This window comes from Pseudomonas sp. TE31087, assembly GCF_057284075.1.
In genome coordinates this window covers 2,706,282-2,723,176 of sequence record NZ_JBXVNN010000001.1, presented here as the reverse complement: position 1 = coordinate 2,723,176, position 16,895 = coordinate 2,706,282, and the positions used below count along the sequence as shown (strand labels likewise).

General features: G+C 62.7%; 13 protein-coding genes. 11 read left to right on the top strand and 2 right to left on the bottom strand.

The window, feature by feature from the left end; translation table 11 throughout:
- Positions 1-10: 10 nt before the first annotated feature.
- Positions 11-1,336: a TRZ/ATZ family hydrolase gene (locus tag ACZ899_RS12215; RefSeq protein ID WP_234562413.1), complete on the bottom strand. Its 1,326-nt coding sequence runs from the start codon at positions 1,334-1,336 to the stop codon at positions 11-13.
- Positions 1,337-1,447: 111 nt separating this feature from the next.
- On the opposite strand from ACZ899_RS12215, the gene mtnA reads away from it, so the two are divergent.
- The 11 genes from mtnA to ACZ899_RS12160 all read left to right on the top strand — a co-directional run bounded on the left by mtnA (position 1,448) and on the right by ACZ899_RS12160 (position 15,310).
- Positions 1,448-2,524 (top strand): S-methyl-5-thioribose-1-phosphate isomerase, encoded by a 1,077-nt coding sequence (gene mtnA / locus ACZ899_RS12210; RefSeq protein ID WP_234562414.1) that lies wholly within the window; start codon positions 1,448-1,450, stop codon positions 2,522-2,524.
- A gap of 248 nt (positions 2,525-2,772) precedes the next feature.
- The gene (gene gyrA / locus ACZ899_RS12205) at positions 2,773-5,535 is read left to right on the top strand and encodes a DNA gyrase subunit A (RefSeq protein WP_234562415.1); all 2,763 of its coding nucleotides are present in this window, start codon (positions 2,773-2,775) and stop codon (positions 5,533-5,535) included.
- Positions 5,536-5,766: 231 nt separating this feature from the next.
- A complete protein-coding gene (serC, locus tag ACZ899_RS12200) occupies positions 5,767-6,852 on the top strand; it encodes a 3-phosphoserine/phosphohydroxythreonine transaminase (RefSeq protein ID WP_234562416.1) in 1,086 nt (361 codons plus the stop codon).
- Positions 6,852-7,946, top strand: coding sequence for a prephenate dehydratase (gene pheA, locus ACZ899_RS12195; protein ID WP_028690825.1), 1,095 nt, complete (start codon positions 6,852-6,854; stop codon positions 7,944-7,946). Before serC ends, pheA begins: the two co-directional genes overlap by 1 nt.
- A gap of 128 nt (positions 7,947-8,074) precedes the next feature.
- Positions 8,075-10,282 carry a bifunctional prephenate dehydrogenase/3-phosphoshikimate 1-carboxyvinyltransferase gene (locus ACZ899_RS12190; RefSeq protein WP_234562425.1) on the top strand — a complete coding sequence of 736 codons (2,208 nt, stop codon included), beginning with the start codon at positions 8,075-8,077 and terminating at the stop codon, positions 10,280-10,282.
- Positions 10,279-10,965, top strand: coding sequence for a (d)CMP kinase (cmk, locus tag ACZ899_RS12185; RefSeq protein WP_203647628.1), 687 nt, complete (start codon positions 10,279-10,281; stop codon positions 10,963-10,965). Before ACZ899_RS12190 ends, cmk begins: the two co-directional genes overlap by 4 nt.
- A 123-nt stretch (positions 10,966-11,088) precedes the next feature.
- The gene (gene rpsA, locus ACZ899_RS12180; protein WP_046856619.1) at positions 11,089-12,765 is read left to right on the top strand and encodes a 30S ribosomal protein S1; all 1,677 of its coding nucleotides are present in this window, start codon (positions 11,089-11,091) and stop codon (positions 12,763-12,765) included.
- A gap of 323 nt (positions 12,766-13,088) precedes the next feature.
- Positions 13,089-13,385, top strand: coding sequence for an integration host factor subunit beta (gene ihfB, locus ACZ899_RS12175; protein WP_203647627.1), 297 nt, complete (start codon positions 13,089-13,091; stop codon positions 13,383-13,385).
- Positions 13,386-13,401: 16 nt separating this feature from the next.
- A complete protein-coding gene (locus tag ACZ899_RS12170; RefSeq protein ID WP_232856450.1) occupies positions 13,402-13,665 on the top strand; it encodes a lipopolysaccharide assembly protein LapA domain-containing protein in 264 nt (87 codons plus the stop codon).
- Positions 13,666-14,259: 594 nt separating this feature from the next.
- Positions 14,260-14,784, top strand: coding sequence for a Wzz/FepE/Etk N-terminal domain-containing protein (locus tag ACZ899_RS12165; protein WP_485627598.1), 525 nt, complete (start codon positions 14,260-14,262; stop codon positions 14,782-14,784).
- 16 nt (positions 14,785-14,800) lie between these two features.
- Complete coding sequence (locus ACZ899_RS12160) at positions 14,801-15,310, top strand: hypothetical protein (protein WP_485627597.1); 510 nt, start codon at positions 14,801-14,803, stop codon at positions 15,308-15,310.
- A gap of 168 nt (positions 15,311-15,478) precedes the next feature.
- Here ACZ899_RS12160 and ACZ899_RS12155 read toward each other — a convergent pair whose 3' ends face one another.
- On the bottom strand, positions 15,479-16,351 hold the full coding sequence (locus tag ACZ899_RS12155; RefSeq protein ID WP_234562418.1) for a methionyl-tRNA formyltransferase: 873 nt from the start codon (positions 16,349-16,351) through the stop codon (positions 15,479-15,481).
- Positions 16,352-16,895: the final 544 nt, after the last annotated feature.

Below are 16,895 nucleotides of genomic sequence, written 5' to 3'. Positions count from 1 at the left end.
TGGCGCCCGGTTATTCGTTGCGCCCGCCGATGCGGGCTCCCCAGGCGCGGGCATTGGCGGCCAGGGCCTGCTCGTCCATCCGCGTCAGGCGGCGGTCCAGCACCAGGGCGTGGCCGGCGACCCAGACGTCCTTCACGCAATCGCGGCCGGTGGCGTAGATCAGTTGCGAGACCGGGTCGTGCACCGGCTGCTGCGCCAGCCCCGACAGGTCGAAGGCCACCAGGTCGGCGGCCTTGCCCACTTCCAGCGAGCCGGTCGTCGCCTCCAGACCCAGCGCCCGGGCGCCGTTGAGCGTGGCCATGCGCAGCGCCCGGTGGGCGTCCAGGGCGGTGGCCGAGCCGGCGACGGCCTTGGCCAGCAGCGCGGCGGTACGGGTTTCGCCGAGCAGGTCGAGGTCGTTGTTGCTGGCGGCGCCGTCGGTGCCCACCGCCACGTTCACCCCGGCCTGCCACAGGCGCTCCACCGGACAGAAGCCGCTGGCCAGCTTGAGGTTGGATTCGGGGCAGTGGACCACGCTGGTGTTGCTTTCTACCAGCAGGGCCAGATCCTCGTCGCTGACCTGGGTCATGTGCACCGCCTGCAGGTTTGGCCCCAGCAGGCCCAGGCGGGCGAGGCGGGCCAGCGGGCGCTCGCCGTTGTCCTTGAGCGCCTGCTCGACTTCTCCGGCGGTTTCGTGGATATGCATGTGCAGCGGTGCGTCGAGCTGGTCGGCGATCACCCGGATCTTCTCCAGGTTCGCATCGCTGACCGTGTACGGCGCGTGCGGGCCGAGGGCGACGGTGATGCGCGGGTGGTGCCGCAGGTCGCCGAACAGCTCGATGGCCAGGTGCAGGCCCTCGTCCGGGGTGCGCGCGCCGGGGATCGGGAAGTCCAGCAACGGCACGGCGATCTGCGCGCGGATGCCGCTCTGGTGCACGCGGTCGCAGGCCTCGCGGGGGAAGAAGTACATGTCGGCAAAGCAGGTGATGCCGCCCTTGAGCTGCTCGGCAATGGCAAGGTCGGTGCCGTCGCGCACGAAGGCTTCATCCACCCAGCGGCCCTCGGCCGGCCAGATGTGTTCCTGCAGCCAGGTCATCAGCGGCAGGTCGTCGGCCAGGCCGCGGAACAGGGCCATGGCGGCGTGACCATGGGCGTTGACCAACCCGGGCGTCAGCACGCAATCGGGCAGTTCGCGCACTTCCCTGGCTTGGGGTGCCCGCTCGCGGGGGCCGAGCCAGGCGATCCGGCCGTCCACCACGCCCAGTGCATGGCCCTCTAGCACCACGCCGGCCGGCTCCACGGGGACCAGCCAGTCCGGCACAAGCAGCAGGTCGAGGAGGGGAGTGGCGATGGGCATGCGCGGCATATACCTGGATCGTTTCGGCTAAACGCGCAGTATACCCGAGCGTCCGCGGCTGAGGGTCGCTATAATCGCCGGCTTTTGATGCCAGGGCGACGGGGAGAGGCGATGCGCGAGCAACTGATGGCGGCGGAGACGGTGACGGGCATCGAATGGCGCGACGGCGTGCTGTATCTGCTCGACCAGCGCCTGCTGCCGCTGGAGCAGTGCTGGCTGGCTTGCACCGAGGCGGCCGAGGTGGCCGAGGCGATCAGTGACATGGCCGTGCGCGGCGCCCCGGCGATCGGCATTTGCGCCGCCTACGGCCTGGTGCTGGCGTTGGGCCGGCGGCTGGCCGAGGGCGACGGTTGGGAGGAGTCTCTCGAAGAGGACTTCATGCTGCTGGGCGAGGCGCGTCCGACCCCGGCCAACCTGTTCTGGGCGCTCAACCGCATGCGCGAACGCCTGCAGCGCCTGCGTCCCGGCGAGGACGTGCTGGCGGTGATGGAGGCCGAGGCGGTGGCGATCCACGAAAGCGACCGCGAGGCCAACCTGACCATGGCCCAGTTCGGCGTCGAGCAGATCCGCCGCCACCAGGGCAGCGAGCAGGCCCTGCTTACCCACGGCAACGCCGGCGCCCTGGCCACCGGCGGCTTCGGCACCGCTCTGGGGGTGATCCGCGCCGCCACCCTGGAAGGCATGGTCGAGCAGGTCTACGCCTGCGAGTCGCGGCCCTGGCTGCAGGGCTCGCGCCTGACCGCCTGGGAGCTGGCCGCCGACGGCGTGCCGGTGACCGTGGTCGCCGACGCGGCCATGGGTCACCTGATGAAGACCAAGGGCATTACCTGGGTGGTGGTCGGCGCCGACTGTATCGCCGCCAATGGCGACGTGGCGGCGAAGATCGGCACCTATCAGATGGCGGTGACCGCCATGCATCACGGCCTGCGCTTCATGGTGGTGGCGCCGAGCACCAGCATCGACCTGAACCTGGCCACCGGCGAGGACATTCCGCTGGAAACCCGCGGCGAGGAAGAGCTGCTGGAAGTGGCGGGCATCCAGGTGACGGCCGACGTCGAGGCCTACAACCCGGTGGTCGATGTCACCCCGGCGGACCTGATCGACGTGATCGTCACCGAGAAGGGTGTGGTCGAACGCCCGGATACGGCGAAAATCGCCCAGTTGATGTGCCGCAAACGCCTCCATTGAGGCGTTTTTTCACCCGTTTGGATGGCGCTGCAAGGCAACCTGCCACATCTCCCATGCGTCCCGTGTTTGTGATACCATCCGGCAGTTTCCAAGGCTGCTCTTTGCGGTGGCCTTCATTGCGCAGATCCATGGCACAACTCATTGATTTGTCGTAAGTCGTCGCACCCTATATGCGCTGCGGCGGCGAGCTTCGTTCGTCCTTCGAGGGATCAGGCGAAGTTTCACCAGAAAAAGGAATCAGGCTTCTCATGGGCGAACTGGCCAAAGAAATCCTCCCGGTCAATATCGAAGACGAACTGAGACAGTCTTACCTCGACTACGCGATGAGCGTTATTGTCGGGCGAGCGCTGCCCGATGCGCGTGACGGCTTGAAGCCCGTGCATCGTCGCGTTCTGTATGCGATGAGCGAACTGGGCAACGACTGGAACAAGCCGTACAAGAAATCCGCCCGTGTGGTCGGTGACGTGATCGGTAAGTACCACCCGCACGGCGACACCGCCGTGTACGACACCATTGTGCGCATGGCCCAGCCTTTCTCGCTGCGCTACCTGCTGGTCGATGGCCAGGGCAACTTCGGTTCGGTGGACGGCGACAACGCCGCGGCCATGCGATACACCGAAGTGCGCATGGCCAAGCTGGCCCACGAGCTGCTGGCCGACCTGCACAAGGAAACCGTCGACTGGGTGCCCAACTACGACGGCACCGAGCAGATCCCGGCGGTCATGCCGACCAAGATCCCCAACCTGCTGGTCAACGGTTCCAGCGGGATCGCCGTGGGCATGGCCACCAACATCCCGCCGCACAACCTCGGCGAAGTGATCGATGGCTGCCTGGCGCTGATCGACAACTCCGACATCACGGTCGATGAACTGATGCAGTTCATCCCGGGGCCGGACTTCCCTACCGCCGGCCTGATCAACGGTCGCCAGGGCATCATCGAGGCCTATCGCACCGGCCGTGGCCGCATCTATATGCGTGCCCGTTCCGAGATCGAGGACATCGACAAGGTCGGTGGCCGCCAGCAGATCGTCGTCACCGAGCTGCCGTACCAGCTGAACAAGGCGCGGCTGATCGAGAAGATCGCCGAGCTGGTCAAAGAGAAGAAGATCGAAGGCATCACCGAGCTGCGCGACGAGTCCGACAAGGACGGCATGCGCATCGTCATCGAGCTGCGTCGCGGCGAGGTGCCGGAGGTGGTGCTCAACAACCTCTACCAGCAGACCCAGCTGCAGAGCGTGTTCGGCATCAACATCGTCGCCCTGATCGACGGTCGCCCGCGCCTGCTGAACCTCAAGGACCTGCTCGAGGCGTTCGTTCGCCACCGTCGCGAAGTGGTTACCCGCCGCACCGTGTTCGAGCTGCGCAAGGCCCGCGAGCGTGGCCACATCCTTGAAGGCCAGGCGGTCGCGCTGTCCAACATCGACCCGGTCATCGCCCTGATCAAGGCTTCGCCGACCCCGTCCGAGGCCAAGGAAGCGCTGATCAGCACCGCCTGGGAGTCCAGCGCGGTGCAGGTCATGGTCGAGCGCGCCGGCGCCGAGTCCTGCCGTCCGGAAGACCTGCCGGAGCAGTACGGCCTGCGTGAAGGCAAGTACTACCTGTCGCCGGAGCAGGCCCAGGCCATCCTCGAGCTGCGCCTGCACCGCCTGACCGGCCTGGAGCACGAGAAGCTGCTGGCCGAGTACCAGGAGATCCTCGAGCAGATCGGTGAGCTGATCCGCATCCTCAGCAGCGCCGAGCGCCTGATGGAAGTGATCCGCGAAGAACTCGAAGCGATCCGTGCCGAGTACGGCGATGCCCGCCGCACCGAGATCCTCAACGCCAGCCACGACCTCAACTACGGCGACATGATCCCGGAAGAAGAGCGCGTGGTGACCATCTCCCACGGTGGTTACGCCAAGACCCAGCCATTGTCCGCCTACCAGGCCCAGCGCCGCGGCGGCAAGGGCAAGTCGGCTACCGGCGTCAAGGACGAGGACTACATCGAGCACCTGCTGGTCGCCAACAGCCACGCCACCCTGCTGCTGTTCTCCAGCAAGGGCAAGGTGTACTGGAAGAAAACCTACGAAATCCCCGAGGCCTCCCGCGCCGCCCGCGGTCGTCCGCTGGTCAACCTGCTGCCGCTGGAGGAAGGTGAGCGCATCACCGCCATGCTGCAGGTCGACCTGGAAGCGCTGCAACAGCACGCAGATCCCGACGAGGAGCTGGAAGACAGCGACGACAGCGTGATCGAAGGCGAGCTGGTGGAAGTCGAAGAGATCGACGAGGAAGACGGCGACACCCCTGAGTGGGCCGCTGAACCGACCGGCGCCTACATCTTCATGGCCACCGCCTCCGGCACCGTGAAGAAGACCCCGCTGGTGCAGTTCGCCCGTCCGCGCTCCAATGGCCTGATCGCCCTCAAGCTCAAGGAAGGTGACACCCTGATCGCCGCGGCCATCACTGACGGCGCCAAGGAAGTCATGATGTTCTCCGACGCCGGCAAGGTGATCCGCTTCGCCGAGAGCGTGGTCCGCGAAATGGGCCGTACCGCCCGTGGCGTGCGCGGCATGAAACTGGGCAAGGGTCAGCAGATCATCTCCATGCTGATTCCCGAGTCCGGCGCGCAGATCCTCACCGCCTCCGAGCGCGGCTTCGGCAAGCGCACCCCGCTGTCCAAGTTCCCGCGTCGCGGCCGTGGCGGCCAGGGCGTGATCGCCATGGGCACCAAGGGGCGCAACGGCTTGCTGATCGGCGCCATCCAGGTGCAGGAAGGCGAGGAGATCATGCTGATTTCCGACCAAGGCACCCTGGTGCGTACCCGGGTCGGCGAGGTGTCCAGCCTGAGCCGTAACACCCAGGGTGTGACGCTGATCAAGCTGGCCACCGACGAAACGCTGGTAGGCCTGGAGCGTGTCCAGGAGCCATCCGAGGAAGAGCTCGACGACCTGGTCGAGACGGACGAGGAGGGCGCCCCGCTCGATGCGGCGGGCGAGGACAACGCCGGTGCCGAAGAGGCGCCTCAGGAATAACCGAAGCAACAACCCGAACGGGGCGACCAAGGTCGCCCCGTTTGACTGATAAGGGCCTGGCCCGATCCGCAGGTTGGTCGCATAACCTGTGGGAGCGGGTTTACCCGCGAAGAAGACACCGCGGTGCATGGCAAGGGCTTCGCCCTTGTTCGCGGGTAAACCCGCTCCCACAGGGTTTCCGCTGGCATCGAAGATTTACGATTTGTTCTATTTGGCAGAGCGAGAGTGGATGTGAGCAAACGAGCCTTTAACTTCTGCGCCGGCCCCGCCGCGCTTCCCGATGCTGTCCTGCAGCGTGCCCAGGCCGAAATGCTGGACTGGCGCGGCAAGGGTCTGTCGGTGATGGAAATGAGCCATCGCAGCGACGACTACGTGGCCATCGCCGAAAAGGCCGAGCAGGACCTGCGCGACCTGCTGTCCGTCCCCTCCAACTACAAGGTGCTGTTCCTGCAGGGCGGCGCCAGCCAGCAGTTTGCCGAGATTCCGCTGAACCTGCTGCCGGAGAACGGCACCGCCGACTACATCGAGACCGGCATCTGGTCGAAGAAGGCCATCGAGGAAGCGCGTCGCTTCGGCAACGTCAACGTCGCCGCCAGCGCCAAGCCCTACGACTACCTGGCCATCCCGGGCCAGAACGAGTGGCAGCTGAACAAGAACGCGGCCTACGTCCACTATGCGTCCAACGAGACCATCGGCGGCCTGCAGTTCGACTGGGTGCCCGAGACCGGCGACGTGCCGCTGGTGGTCGACATGTCCTCCGACATCCTCTCGCGTCCGACCGACGTGTCGCAGTTCGGCATGATCTACGCCGGCGCGCAGAAGAACATCGGCCCTAGCGGCCTGGTGGTGGTGATCGTCCGTGAAGACCTGCTGGGCCACGCCCGCAGCAGCTGCCCGACCATGCTCGACTACAAGATCGCGGCCGACAACGGTTCGATGTACAACACCCCGGCCACCTATTCCTGGTACCTTTCGGGCCTGGTGTTCGAATGGCTCAAGGAGCAGGGTGGCGTCGAGGCCATGGAGCAGCGCAACCGCGCCAAGAAGGACCGACTGTACGGCTTCATCGACGCCAGCGAGTTCTACACCAACCCGATCAGCCACAACGCCCGTTCGTGGATGAACGTGCCGTTCCGCCTGGCCGACGAGCGCCTGGACAAGGCCTTCCTGGCCGGCGCCGACGCCCGTGGCCTGCTCAATCTCAAGGGGCACCGTTCGGTCGGCGGCATGCGCGCGTCGATCTACAACGCCCTGGGCCTGGAGGCCGTCGAGGCGCTGGTGCAGTACATGGCTGAATTCGAGAAGGAGCACGGCTGATGTCCGACCAGGAACTCAAGGCCCTGCGCGTGCGCATCGACAGCCTCGACGAGAAGATCCTCGAGCTGATCAGCGAGCGCGCCCGTTGCGCCCAGGAAGTGGCCAAGGTCAAGACCGCGTCGCTGGCCGAAGGCGAGGCGCCGGTGTTCTATCGCCCCGAGCGTGAAGCCGCGGTGCTCAAGCGCGTCATGGAGCGCAACAAGGGGCCGTTGGACAACGAAGAGATGGCGCGGTTGTTCCGCGAGATCATGTCCTCGTGCCTGGCCCTGGAAGAGCCGCTGAAAGTCGCCTATCTCGGCCCGGAAGGCACCTTCACCCAGGCGGCGGCCATGAAGCACTTCGGTCACGCCGTGGTCAGCCGTCCGATGGCGGCCATCGACGAGGTGTTCCGCGAAGTGGCGGCCGGTGCCGTCAACTTCGGCGTGGTGCCGGTGGAAAACTCCACCGAGGGCGCGGTCAGCCATACGCTGGACAGCTTCCTCGAGCACGACATGGTCATCTGCGGCGAGGTGGAGCTGCGTATCCACCACCACCTGCTGGTGGGCGAGAACACCAAGACCGACAGCATCACCCGCATCTACTCCCATGCCCAGTCGCTGGCCCAGTGCCGCAAGTGGCTGGATGCCCATTACCCGAACGTCGAGCGCGTGGCTGTCTCCAGCAACGCCGAGGCGGCCAAGCGGGTCAAGGGCGAGTGGAATTCGGCGGCGATCGCCGGTGACATGGCGGCCAACCTGTACGGGCTGACCCGTCTGGCCGAGAAGATCGAGGACCGCCCGGACAACTCCACGCGCTTCCTCATGATCGGCAGCCAGGAAGTGCCGCCGACCGGTGACGACAAGACCTCGATCATCGTTTCCATGAGCAACAAGCCGGGCGCGCTGCATGAACTGCTGGTACCGTTCCACGAGAACGGCATCGACCTGACGCGCATCGAGACCCGTCCGTCGCGCAGCGGCAAGTGGACCTACGTGTTCTTCATCGACTTCGTCGGCCATCACCGCGATCCGCTGATCAAGGCGGTGCTGGAGCAGATCAGCCAGGAGGCTGTGGCGCTGAAGGTGCTGGGGTCGTATCCGAAGGCGGTGCTCTGACGTATGTTTCAAGGTTCATCGCGGGCCTCGTGGGAGCGTGCTTGTCCCGCGATGGGCTTACAGGCTGTCTTGATTTCTGAACAGGGTTCGCACTCGTGGTTGATGCTGTAACAAACAAATCCGCACCGATTGTCGGTCGCCTGGTCGTGGTCGGTCTCGGCCTGATCGGCGGCTCCTTCGCCAAGGGGCTGCGTGAAAGCGGCCTGTGCCGCGAAGTGGTCGGCGTCGATCTGGATGCCGAGTCGCGCAAGCAGGCCGTGGTGCTGGGCGTGGTCGATCGTTGCGAGGCCGACCTGGCCGCCGCCTGTGTCGGCGCCGACGTCATCCAGCTGGCGGTGCCGATCCTGGCCATGGAGAAAGTCCTGGCCCGCCTCGCCCAGCTCGACCTGGGTGACGCGGTGATCACTGACGTGGGCAGTGCCAAGGGCAATGTCGTGCGCGCCGCTCGCGAAGCGTTCGCCGAGCGCCTGCCGCGCTTCGTGCCCGGACACCCGATCGCCGGTTCCGAGCAAAGTGGCGTGGAGGCTTCCAATGCCGCGTTGTTCCGTCGCCACAAGGTGATCCTGACGCCGCTGGCGGAAACCGATCCGCAAGCGCTGCACCTGGTCGATTGCCTCTGGCGCGCGCTGGACGCCGATGTCGAGCACATGCCGGTGGAGCGCCATGACGAAGTCCTGGCCGCCACCAGTCACCTGCCGCACCTGCTGGCCTTCGGCCTGGTCGATTCGCTGGCCAAGCGCAATGAAAACCTGGAGATCTTCCGGTACGCTGCGGGGGGCTTTCGCGATTTCACGAGAATCGCCGGCAGCGACCCGATCATGTGGCACGACATCTTCCTCGCCAACCGCGAGGCGGTCCTGCGCACTCTCGATACATTTCGCAGCGACCTCGACGCCTTGCGCGACGCGGTCGATGCTGGGGACGGGCACCAATTGCTGGGCGTGTTCACCCGCGCCCGGGTTGCCCGCGAGCATTTCAGTAAAATCCTGGCCCGCCGGGCCTATGTGGACGCTATGAACGCCAACGATCTGATTTTCCTGGCCCAACCGGGTGGCCGCGTGTCCGGACGGATCCGCGTACCTGGCGACAAGTCGATTTCCCACCGCTCGATCATGCTCGGCTCGCTGGCCGAAGGCACCACCGAGGTGGAAGGTTTCCTCGAGGGCGAGGACGCCCTGGCCACCTTGCAGGCCTTCCGTGACATGGGTGTGGTCATCGAAGGCCCGCACCACGGCCGCGTGACCATCCATGGCGTTGGCCTGCACGGCCTCAAGCCGCCACCCGGGCCGCTGTACGTCGGCAACTCCGGCACCTCGATGCGCCTGCTGTCCGGCCTGCTGGCGGCGCAGTCGTTCGACACCACCATGACCGGCGACGCCTCGCTGTCCAAGCGCCCGATGAACCGCGTGGCCAATCCGCTGCGCGAAATGGGCGCGGTGGTCGAGACGGGCCCTGAAGGGCGTCCGCCGCTGACCATTCGTGGCGGGCACAAGCTCAAGGCGCTGAACTACGCTCTGCCGATGGCCAGTGCCCAGGTCAAGTCCTGCCTGCTGCTGGCTGGCCTGTACGCCGAAGGCACCACCACCGTCACCGAGCCGGCGCCGACCCGTGATCACACCGAGCGCATGCTGCGCGGCTTCGGCTACGCGGTCGAGTCGAACGGTGCCGTGGCCTCCCTGCAGTCCGGCGGCAAGCTCACCGCCACCCGCATCGAAGTGCCGGCGGACATTTCCTCCTCAGCGTTCTTCCTGGTGGCGGCGTCCATCGCCGAAGGTTCCGAGCTGGTTCTGGAGCACGTCGGCATCAACCCGACCCGCACCGGCGTGATCGACATCCTGCGCCTGATGGGCGGCGACATCACCCTGGAGAACCAGCGTGAAGTCGGCGGCGAGCCGGTAGCCGACCTGCGCGTGCGCGGCGCCAAGCTCAAGGGCATTGATATTCCCGAGCACCTGGTGCCACTGGCCATCGACGAATTCCCGGTGCTGTTCGTCGCCGCCGCCTGCGCCGAAGGGCGCACCGTGCTGCGTGGCGCCGAAGAGCTGCGGGTCAAGGAGTCGGACCGCATCCAGGTGATGGCCGACGGCCTGATCGCCCTGGGCGTGAAGTGCGAGCCGACCCCGGACGGCATCATCATCGACGGCGGCCAGATCGGCGGCGGCGAAGTGCACGGTCACGGCGATCACCGCATCGCCATGGCCTTCAGCATCGCCTCGCTGCGCGCCAGCGCGCCGATCGTGATTCATGACTGCGCCAACGTCGCCACGTCGTTCCCCAACTTCCTGGCGCTGTGCAAGGAAGTCGGCATCCGCGTCGCCGAAGAGGGCAAGTCGTGAATTCCCAAGCACCGGTCATCACCATCGACGGGCCGAGCGGCTCGGGCAAGGGTACCGTGGCGGGCCTGCTGGCCCGCGAGCTGGGTTGGAAGCTGCTGGACTCCGGCGCGCTTTACCGCCTGCTGGCGTTCAACGCCAGCAACCATGGTGTCGACCTGACCAACGAAGAGCTGCTCAAGGCCCTGGCCGCCCATCTGGATGTGCAGTTCATCGCCGCCGAGCCGGGCAAGCTGCAGCAGATCATTCTCGAGGGCGAGGATGTCAGCCACGTCATCCGTACCGAGACCGTCGGCGCCGGCGCCTCGATGGTCGCCTCGCTGCCGGCCGTGCGCGAAGCGCTGCTGCAGCGCCAGCGCGCCTTCCGCGAGGCCCCGGGGTTGATCGCCGACGGTCGCGACATGGGTACCGTGGTGTTCCCCGACGCGCCGCTCAAGGTGTTCCTCACCGCCAGTGCCGAGGAGCGTGCCCGTCGCCGCTACCTGCAGTTGAAGGGCAAGGGTGAAGATGTTAGTCTGTCAAGTCTGCTAGATGAGATCCGTGCGCGCGATGAGCGTGACACCCAGCGCGCAGTGGCCCCGCTCAAGCCGGCGGCCGATGCCATTCAGCTGGATTCCACGGAGTTGTCCATCGAGCAGGTGCTGCAACGCATCAGAAGCGAGCTCGCCCTGCGCGACCTGGCCTGATGGAGAGGAGAGCGGGCAGGGGCACCAGTCAACGTCCTGTCAGCGCTTCTTAACTTAACGAAACCCACATTGTCTGGAATGTGGCTATGGGCGTCTTTTTCGCCCGAATCTACAGGAATTAAAATGAGCGAAAGCTTTGCAGAACTCTTTGAAGAAAGCCTGAAAACCCTCAATCTTCAGCCGGGTGCAATCATCACCGGTATCGTTGTCGACATCGACGGCGACTGGGTTACCGTACACGCTGGCCTGAAGTCCGAGGGTGTCATCCCGCTCGAGCAGTTCTACAACGAAACTGGCGAACTGACCATCAAGGTCGGTGACGAAGTTCACGTTGCGCTGGACGCGGTCGAAGACGGCTTCGGCGAAACCAAGCTGTCCCGTGAGAAAGCCAAGCGCGCCGAGTGCTGGATTGTTCTGGAAGCTGCTTTCGCTGCTGAAGAAGTGGTCAAGGGCGTTATCAACGGTAAGGTTAAAGGCGGCTTCACTGTCGACGTTAACGGCATCCGTGCGTTCCTGCCGGGCTCCCTGGTTGATGTCCGCCCAGTGCGCGACACCACCCACCTCGAAGGCAAAGAGCTGGAATTCAAGGTCATCAAGCTGGACCAGAAGCGCAACAACGTTGTCGTTTCCCGTCGCAGCGTCCTGGAAGCCGAAAACAGCGCCGAGCGCGAAGCTCTGCTGGAATCGCTGCAGGAAGGCCAGCAGGTCAAAGGTATCGTCAAGAACCTCACCGACTACGGTGCGTTCGTTGACCTGGGCGGCGTCGATGGTCTGCTGCACATCACCGACATGGCCTGGAAGCGTATCAAGCACCCGTCGGAGATCGTCAACGTTGGTGACGAGATCGACGTCAAGGTCCTGAAGTACGATCGCGAGCGCAACCGCGTTTCGCTGGGTCTGAAGCAACTGGGCGAAGACCCATGGGTTGCTATCAAAGCCCGTTACCCAGAGAGCACCCGCGTGACTGCTCGCGTCACCAACCTGACCGACTACGGCTGCTTCGCTGAGCTGGAAGAAGGCGTTGAAGGTCTGGTGCACGTTTCCGAAATGGACTGGACCAACAAGAACATCCACCCGTCGAAAGTCGTTCAGGTTGGCGACGAAGTGGAAGTCATGGTTCTGGACATCGACGAAGAGCGTCGTCGTATCTCCCTGGGTATCAAACAGTGCAAATCGAACCCATGGGAAGACTTCTCCGGCCAGTTCAACAAGGGTGACAAGATCACCGGTACCATCAAGTCGATCACCGACTTCGGTATCTTCATCGGCCTGGACGGCGGCATCGACGGTCTGGTTCACCTGTCCGACATCTCCTGGAACGAAGCCGGCGAAGAAGCCGTGCGTCGCTTCAAGAAGGGCGACGAGCTGGAAACCGTCATCCTGTCGGTTGACCCAGAGCGCGAGCGCATCTCCCTGGGCATCAAGCAGCTGGAAGACGATCCGTTCTCCAACTTCGTTGCTGTCAACGACAAGGGCGCTATCGTCAAGGGTATCGTCAAGGAAGTTGACGCCAAGGGCGCTATCGTGACCCTGGCCGACGACATCGAAGCTACTCTGAAAGCTTCCGAAATCAGCCGTGACCGCGTTGAAGACGCCCGTAACGTGCTGAAGGAAGGCGAAGAGATCGAAGCCAAGATCATCAGCGTCGACCGCAAGTCCCGCGTTATCAGCCTGTCCATCAAATCGAAGGACGACGCTGAAGAGCGCGAAGCCATCCAGAGCCTGAAAAACGCTCCGGAAGCGGCTGCCGACACCACCATGGCTGCGCTGCTGCGCGAAGCAATGGCCAAGCAGAACTGAGTTCTGTTTGATCGGTAAAAAGGGCGACCCTCGGGTCGCCCTTTTTTGTGCCTGCGATTTGCCTAGTCGAGCAGAAGCAGATTGTTCCTACAGGGTTTGTAGATGTTTCTGGGCTCGTGAGCGGTGTACGAGCAGTAGGCTTTACCGCTCGCCGGCAAAGTCGCGCCGCAGTGCGCTCGCGTTCGTGTAGGGTGGGGATCGCCTGTGCTGCGGCTTATCTTGAATTTTTTTGTTTAGTCAAGAACCACCCTGTTCAAATCCGCCGGGGCGTGCTACAAACTGATTAAGCAATGATCTAGCTGCTTGATAACGAAGGGAAAAATATGACGAAGTCGGAGCTGATCGAACGTATTGTCACCCATCAGGGGCTGCTCTCGTCCAAGGACGTCGAGCTGGCCATCAAGACCATGCTCGAGCAGATGTCGCAGTGCCTGGCGACCGGGGATCGTATCGAGATCCGTGGCTTTGGCAGCTTTTCCCTGCACTACCGCGCGCCGCGGGTAGGGCGCAATCCCAAGACCGGCCAGTCGGTCAGCCTCGAAGGCAAGTATGTGCCGCACTTCAAGCCCGGCAAGGAGCTGCGTGATCGGGTCAATGAAGATGAGCATGAGCACCCTTGAATGGAGGAGCGGCCTGATGCGTAATCTAAAGCGCGCCCTGGTGGTGCTGTTCGTGCTGCTATTGGCGGCTGTCGTATTGTTCTTTGTGCTGGAGAACCAGCAGTCCGTATCCTTGGTGCTTTTTGGCTGGTCGGCGCCGTCCGTGCCGGTGGCAGTGTTGGTGTTGGTGGCATTGGTTATTGGTTTGGCCGTGGGGCCGATGCTGGGTGCCTATGGTGTGGCGCGAGGGCGGCGCCAGCTTCGCGAACGTGGCCGGAAAGGCGTGCGTACTGAAGCTTGAAGATATTTCCTACAAGTTACTAAGAGTTTTCCGTATTTGAATGCAGCTTGAGAAGTGAGGTAATTCCTCGCTTGTCAATTTGCCTGTTGAAGGATTCGGAAGAATGGATGTCTTGGTGATCCCTCCTCATTGCCCTGCTCAAGGCCTGCCAGCAGTGCCTTTGGGGTTCTCATGGCGCGCTCGGCCATATTGCGATGCTACCTGCCATCTGTTCCTGATGGTCTACTCTTTACAATGAGTTACCAGTCTGACCACTATTGGCAAGGGCAAGGCTTTGGGCTGTTTATCGTCCATGGACGGTGTTGCCTGACGAGTGCGTGAAGGGCATTTCCAGCTACGCCCGTGTCCAGGTGGGTGCCAAGGTTAGGCTGTTCATTGCGTTCAAAGTGTCACGCCCGCGTCCTATGATGTTGATGGGCTGCGGGGCGTTGGTCGGGTGGTCGGAACTAATTGCGGCTTGCTTTCTCTATAGAAGGCTGCTGGTTGTGGAAGTGTATCGATAATCCAGATTGCCAAACACCAGCCAGGTGAATCTGGATTTCTACTGTGCAGTGACTCATGCAATGCAGACGGACCCAAGGAAAAATAGAATAAATGCGCAATGAACGTGAGCGCCTGAGTGGTGATGAGATTGATCTGTTTGAGCTGACTGAGGCATTGTGGGGGCAAAAGCTGTTGATTGGTCTTGTGACCGGACTTGTAGCAGCAGGCGCCTTGCTATATGCCTACTTGGCGGAACCTGTATACGAAGTCAAGGTTTTTGTGCGGCCACCCACCTCGAATGATATCGCCCAGTTGAACTATGGGCGGGGTGGGGGTTCTGGCCTGGTCATGTTGACCGTCAAGGATGTTTTTGATGTTTACCTGCGCAACTTGCAGTCGGAGTCATTGCGACGCAAGTTCTTCCGTGAAACCTACTTGCCAGCCTTGCCTGAGGCTCGTCGCCGCGGCTCCCAGGATGAGCAATATGATCGCTATCTGTCGGCGGTCTCCTTGGGGCAGGTATCCAGGGAAGGGGGCGGACAGGCATTTCATCAAGGTCGAGGCCTCGGATCCGAAGCGGGCTGTCGATTGGGCGGCTCGCTACGTCGAAATGGCCGGGCGGCTGGGGGAAGATGAAATTGTCGAAAATGTAATGACCGACGCCAAGGTCAAGGCGAAGAATCTCGAGCAGGAGATAAACATCGCGCGGGAAGGTGCGAGAAAGCTGCGCGAGGATCAGCTTGTCCAGCTTGCCGAGGCGCTCAGAGTGGCTCGAACGATCGGCTTGGAAAGGCCGCCAATTATCGCGAACAACCTCTCTGGCGAAGTCTCCGCAGGTATGGAGGGGTCGCTCATCTACATGCGCGGTAGCAAGGCGTTGGAGGCTGAGATCGACAATTTGCGCAATCGTACCTCTGATGATCCGTTCGTGCGCAATCTTCGCGAGCGTCAGGAGTCTCTGGCGTTCTACCAGTCCTTGCAGGTTGATGGGGAGGTTGTGAAAGTCTACCGACAGGACGGAGCTGTTGAATTGCCGGATGAGCCGGTAAGACCCAACAGGAAGATCATTGGTATTCTCGGCTTGGTCGCGGGTGGCGTGCTCGGGATTGGTGTGGCGGTGCTGCGTGTCCTGTTCATTCGCAGGCGAGCCTTGCACAATTAACGAGCGTCTTTCGTGGTCCGAATGCTCGGGCGGTACGCATGTTGTGCTACGAAGAGTGCCAGGTGGAGCTGGTTGCTTCGTAGCACCTTTCTAAGTGCCGGTGTGTGGGGGCGAAAAGAGCGCCATGGATCTGGACTGCTCTTTTCCGGAGGCGTCTGGTGCGGTGTTTCAGCTGAAGCGTGAGCGGAATCGGGCGAGGGGGAGCAGGTCCTCGGACGTGTCGTCGTCGCAGCACTTCAGTACTTTCAGCAGGCCTGTACCGCAGACGATCACCGGCAGCCCATCCTCGATGAAAATGACTTTTCCGATGTCGCGGTTTTCGATCGTGACGTCTTCTACTTCTTCTGCCGCCAGAATGCGCGCGGGAGTACCGTTGACTCGGCAGAAAGCGCCGCGGTACGGGGTGCTGAGTGCATCAATCGTGCGGCGAATGGTTGCGGCGGGCAGTGACCAATCGATCTGATAGTCGTCATCGTCGCGCCAGAGGCTGTAGGTGGCCAGGCTGTGGTCTTGTGCACTTGCCGTCGGCTTGTTACCGCTGGCAAGTGTCGAGAGCACGGCCATTCCGCATTCCAGATAACAGGCGTTAATGGCGGTAATTGCCTCTGCTATGGTGATGGGGTATTGGAGTGTAGTCGACGCCTGTTGGATGATATCGCCACGGTCATACTCGCTGGCGCCGAAGAGTGCGGTCACGCCGACTTCTTTCTCTCCGTTGATCAGCGCATTAACCAAGGGGGCAAATCCACGATAGCGTGGTAGCAGCGAATCATGGAAGACAATCAGCTTGTCGGTGGGGTGCTTGATCAGCCAGCGCCATGAGATGGCGATGACATATTCGCTTGTTACCTGGCTGTGGTCTTTCTTGAAGATGAACTCGACGCCGGCGGCTTTGCATGTTTCTGCAATCTGTTCCGAGTAGTCATTTGCCACGGCGCTGTCTTGGCCGATGACAACTAGCGATATTATATCCTTGAATTTCGAGGTGGCCTGTTCGGTAAAGGCAAGGCCCTTCTCGGTCATTGCAAAAATTGTAAGCATTGTGATTCTCGGTGCGGATGGGGTGTTGGGTGCCCTGAGATTGCTCGCCTGTGCGGCTGCGTCGCTGTGCTCATGTGACGGACTCGGTGCCGGGCGCGATACCTGCCTGGGAAGGGTAGCTTTGATTTCTCGGCGCCCGCAAGCCCTGCGGCGTCCATTGTTGGGGCGGCTGAAGGGCGAATGCTGGCCGCCGGCGTCGGGGTGGGGTCGCTGTCTGGAGCAGTATTTACAGGGAATGGCGGGGTGCTCGGAGGGCGTTTCTTGAGCTCCTGTTGGCGAGGTGCATCGGTGATTGGCTCTTGAATTATTGCAGGAAATTGGCAGAATCACCGAGGTTAAAAGCTCTTTCGCATGGGAAAAATCTGAACAATCCGACGTGACCGCCTATGCGGCGTTGAAGTAATGTTCCGTTCAATCGGCTCAGCCAGCCTTTGCCATGAATCTGCCGGGAGTGACAGGTTTCGAATGTGAGGTCAACTGACGGCGAGCCAGACGAAAGGAGATGATGCTGGGGGAGCGAATTTTCCGGGCAGGAGGTCGGAGT

Bases quoted from the DNA above. Each gene is read 5' to 3' on its own strand.
- ACZ899_RS12165 (WP_485627598.1), top strand. From the start codon at position 14,260: ATGCGCAATGAACGTGAGCGCCTGAGTGGTGATGAGATTGATCTGTTT.
- ACZ899_RS12215 (WP_234562413.1), bottom strand. From the start codon at position 1,336: ATGCCCATCGCCACTCCCCTCCTCGACCTGCTGCTTGTGCCGGACTGG.
- ihfB (WP_203647627.1), top strand. From the start codon at position 13,089: ATGACGAAGTCGGAGCTGATCGAACGTATTGTCACCCATCAGGGGCTG.
- pheA (WP_028690825.1), top strand. From the start codon at position 6,852: ATGTCCGACCAGGAACTCAAGGCCCTGCGCGTGCGCATCGACAGCCTC.
- gyrA (WP_234562415.1), top strand. From the start codon at position 2,773: ATGGGCGAACTGGCCAAAGAAATCCTCCCGGTCAATATCGAAGACGAA.
- ACZ899_RS12155 (WP_234562418.1), bottom strand. From the start codon at position 16,351: ATGCTTACAATTTTTGCAATGACCGAGAAGGGCCTTGCCTTTACCGAA.
- ACZ899_RS12170 (WP_232856450.1), top strand. From the start codon at position 13,402: ATGCGTAATCTAAAGCGCGCCCTGGTGGTGCTGTTCGTGCTGCTATTG.
- mtnA (WP_234562414.1), top strand. From the start codon at position 1,448: ATGCGCGAGCAACTGATGGCGGCGGAGACGGTGACGGGCATCGAATGG.
- ACZ899_RS12160 (WP_485627597.1), top strand. From the start codon at position 14,801: ATGACCGACGCCAAGGTCAAGGCGAAGAATCTCGAGCAGGAGATAAAC.
- rpsA (WP_046856619.1), top strand. From the start codon at position 11,089: ATGAGCGAAAGCTTTGCAGAACTCTTTGAAGAAAGCCTGAAAACCCTC.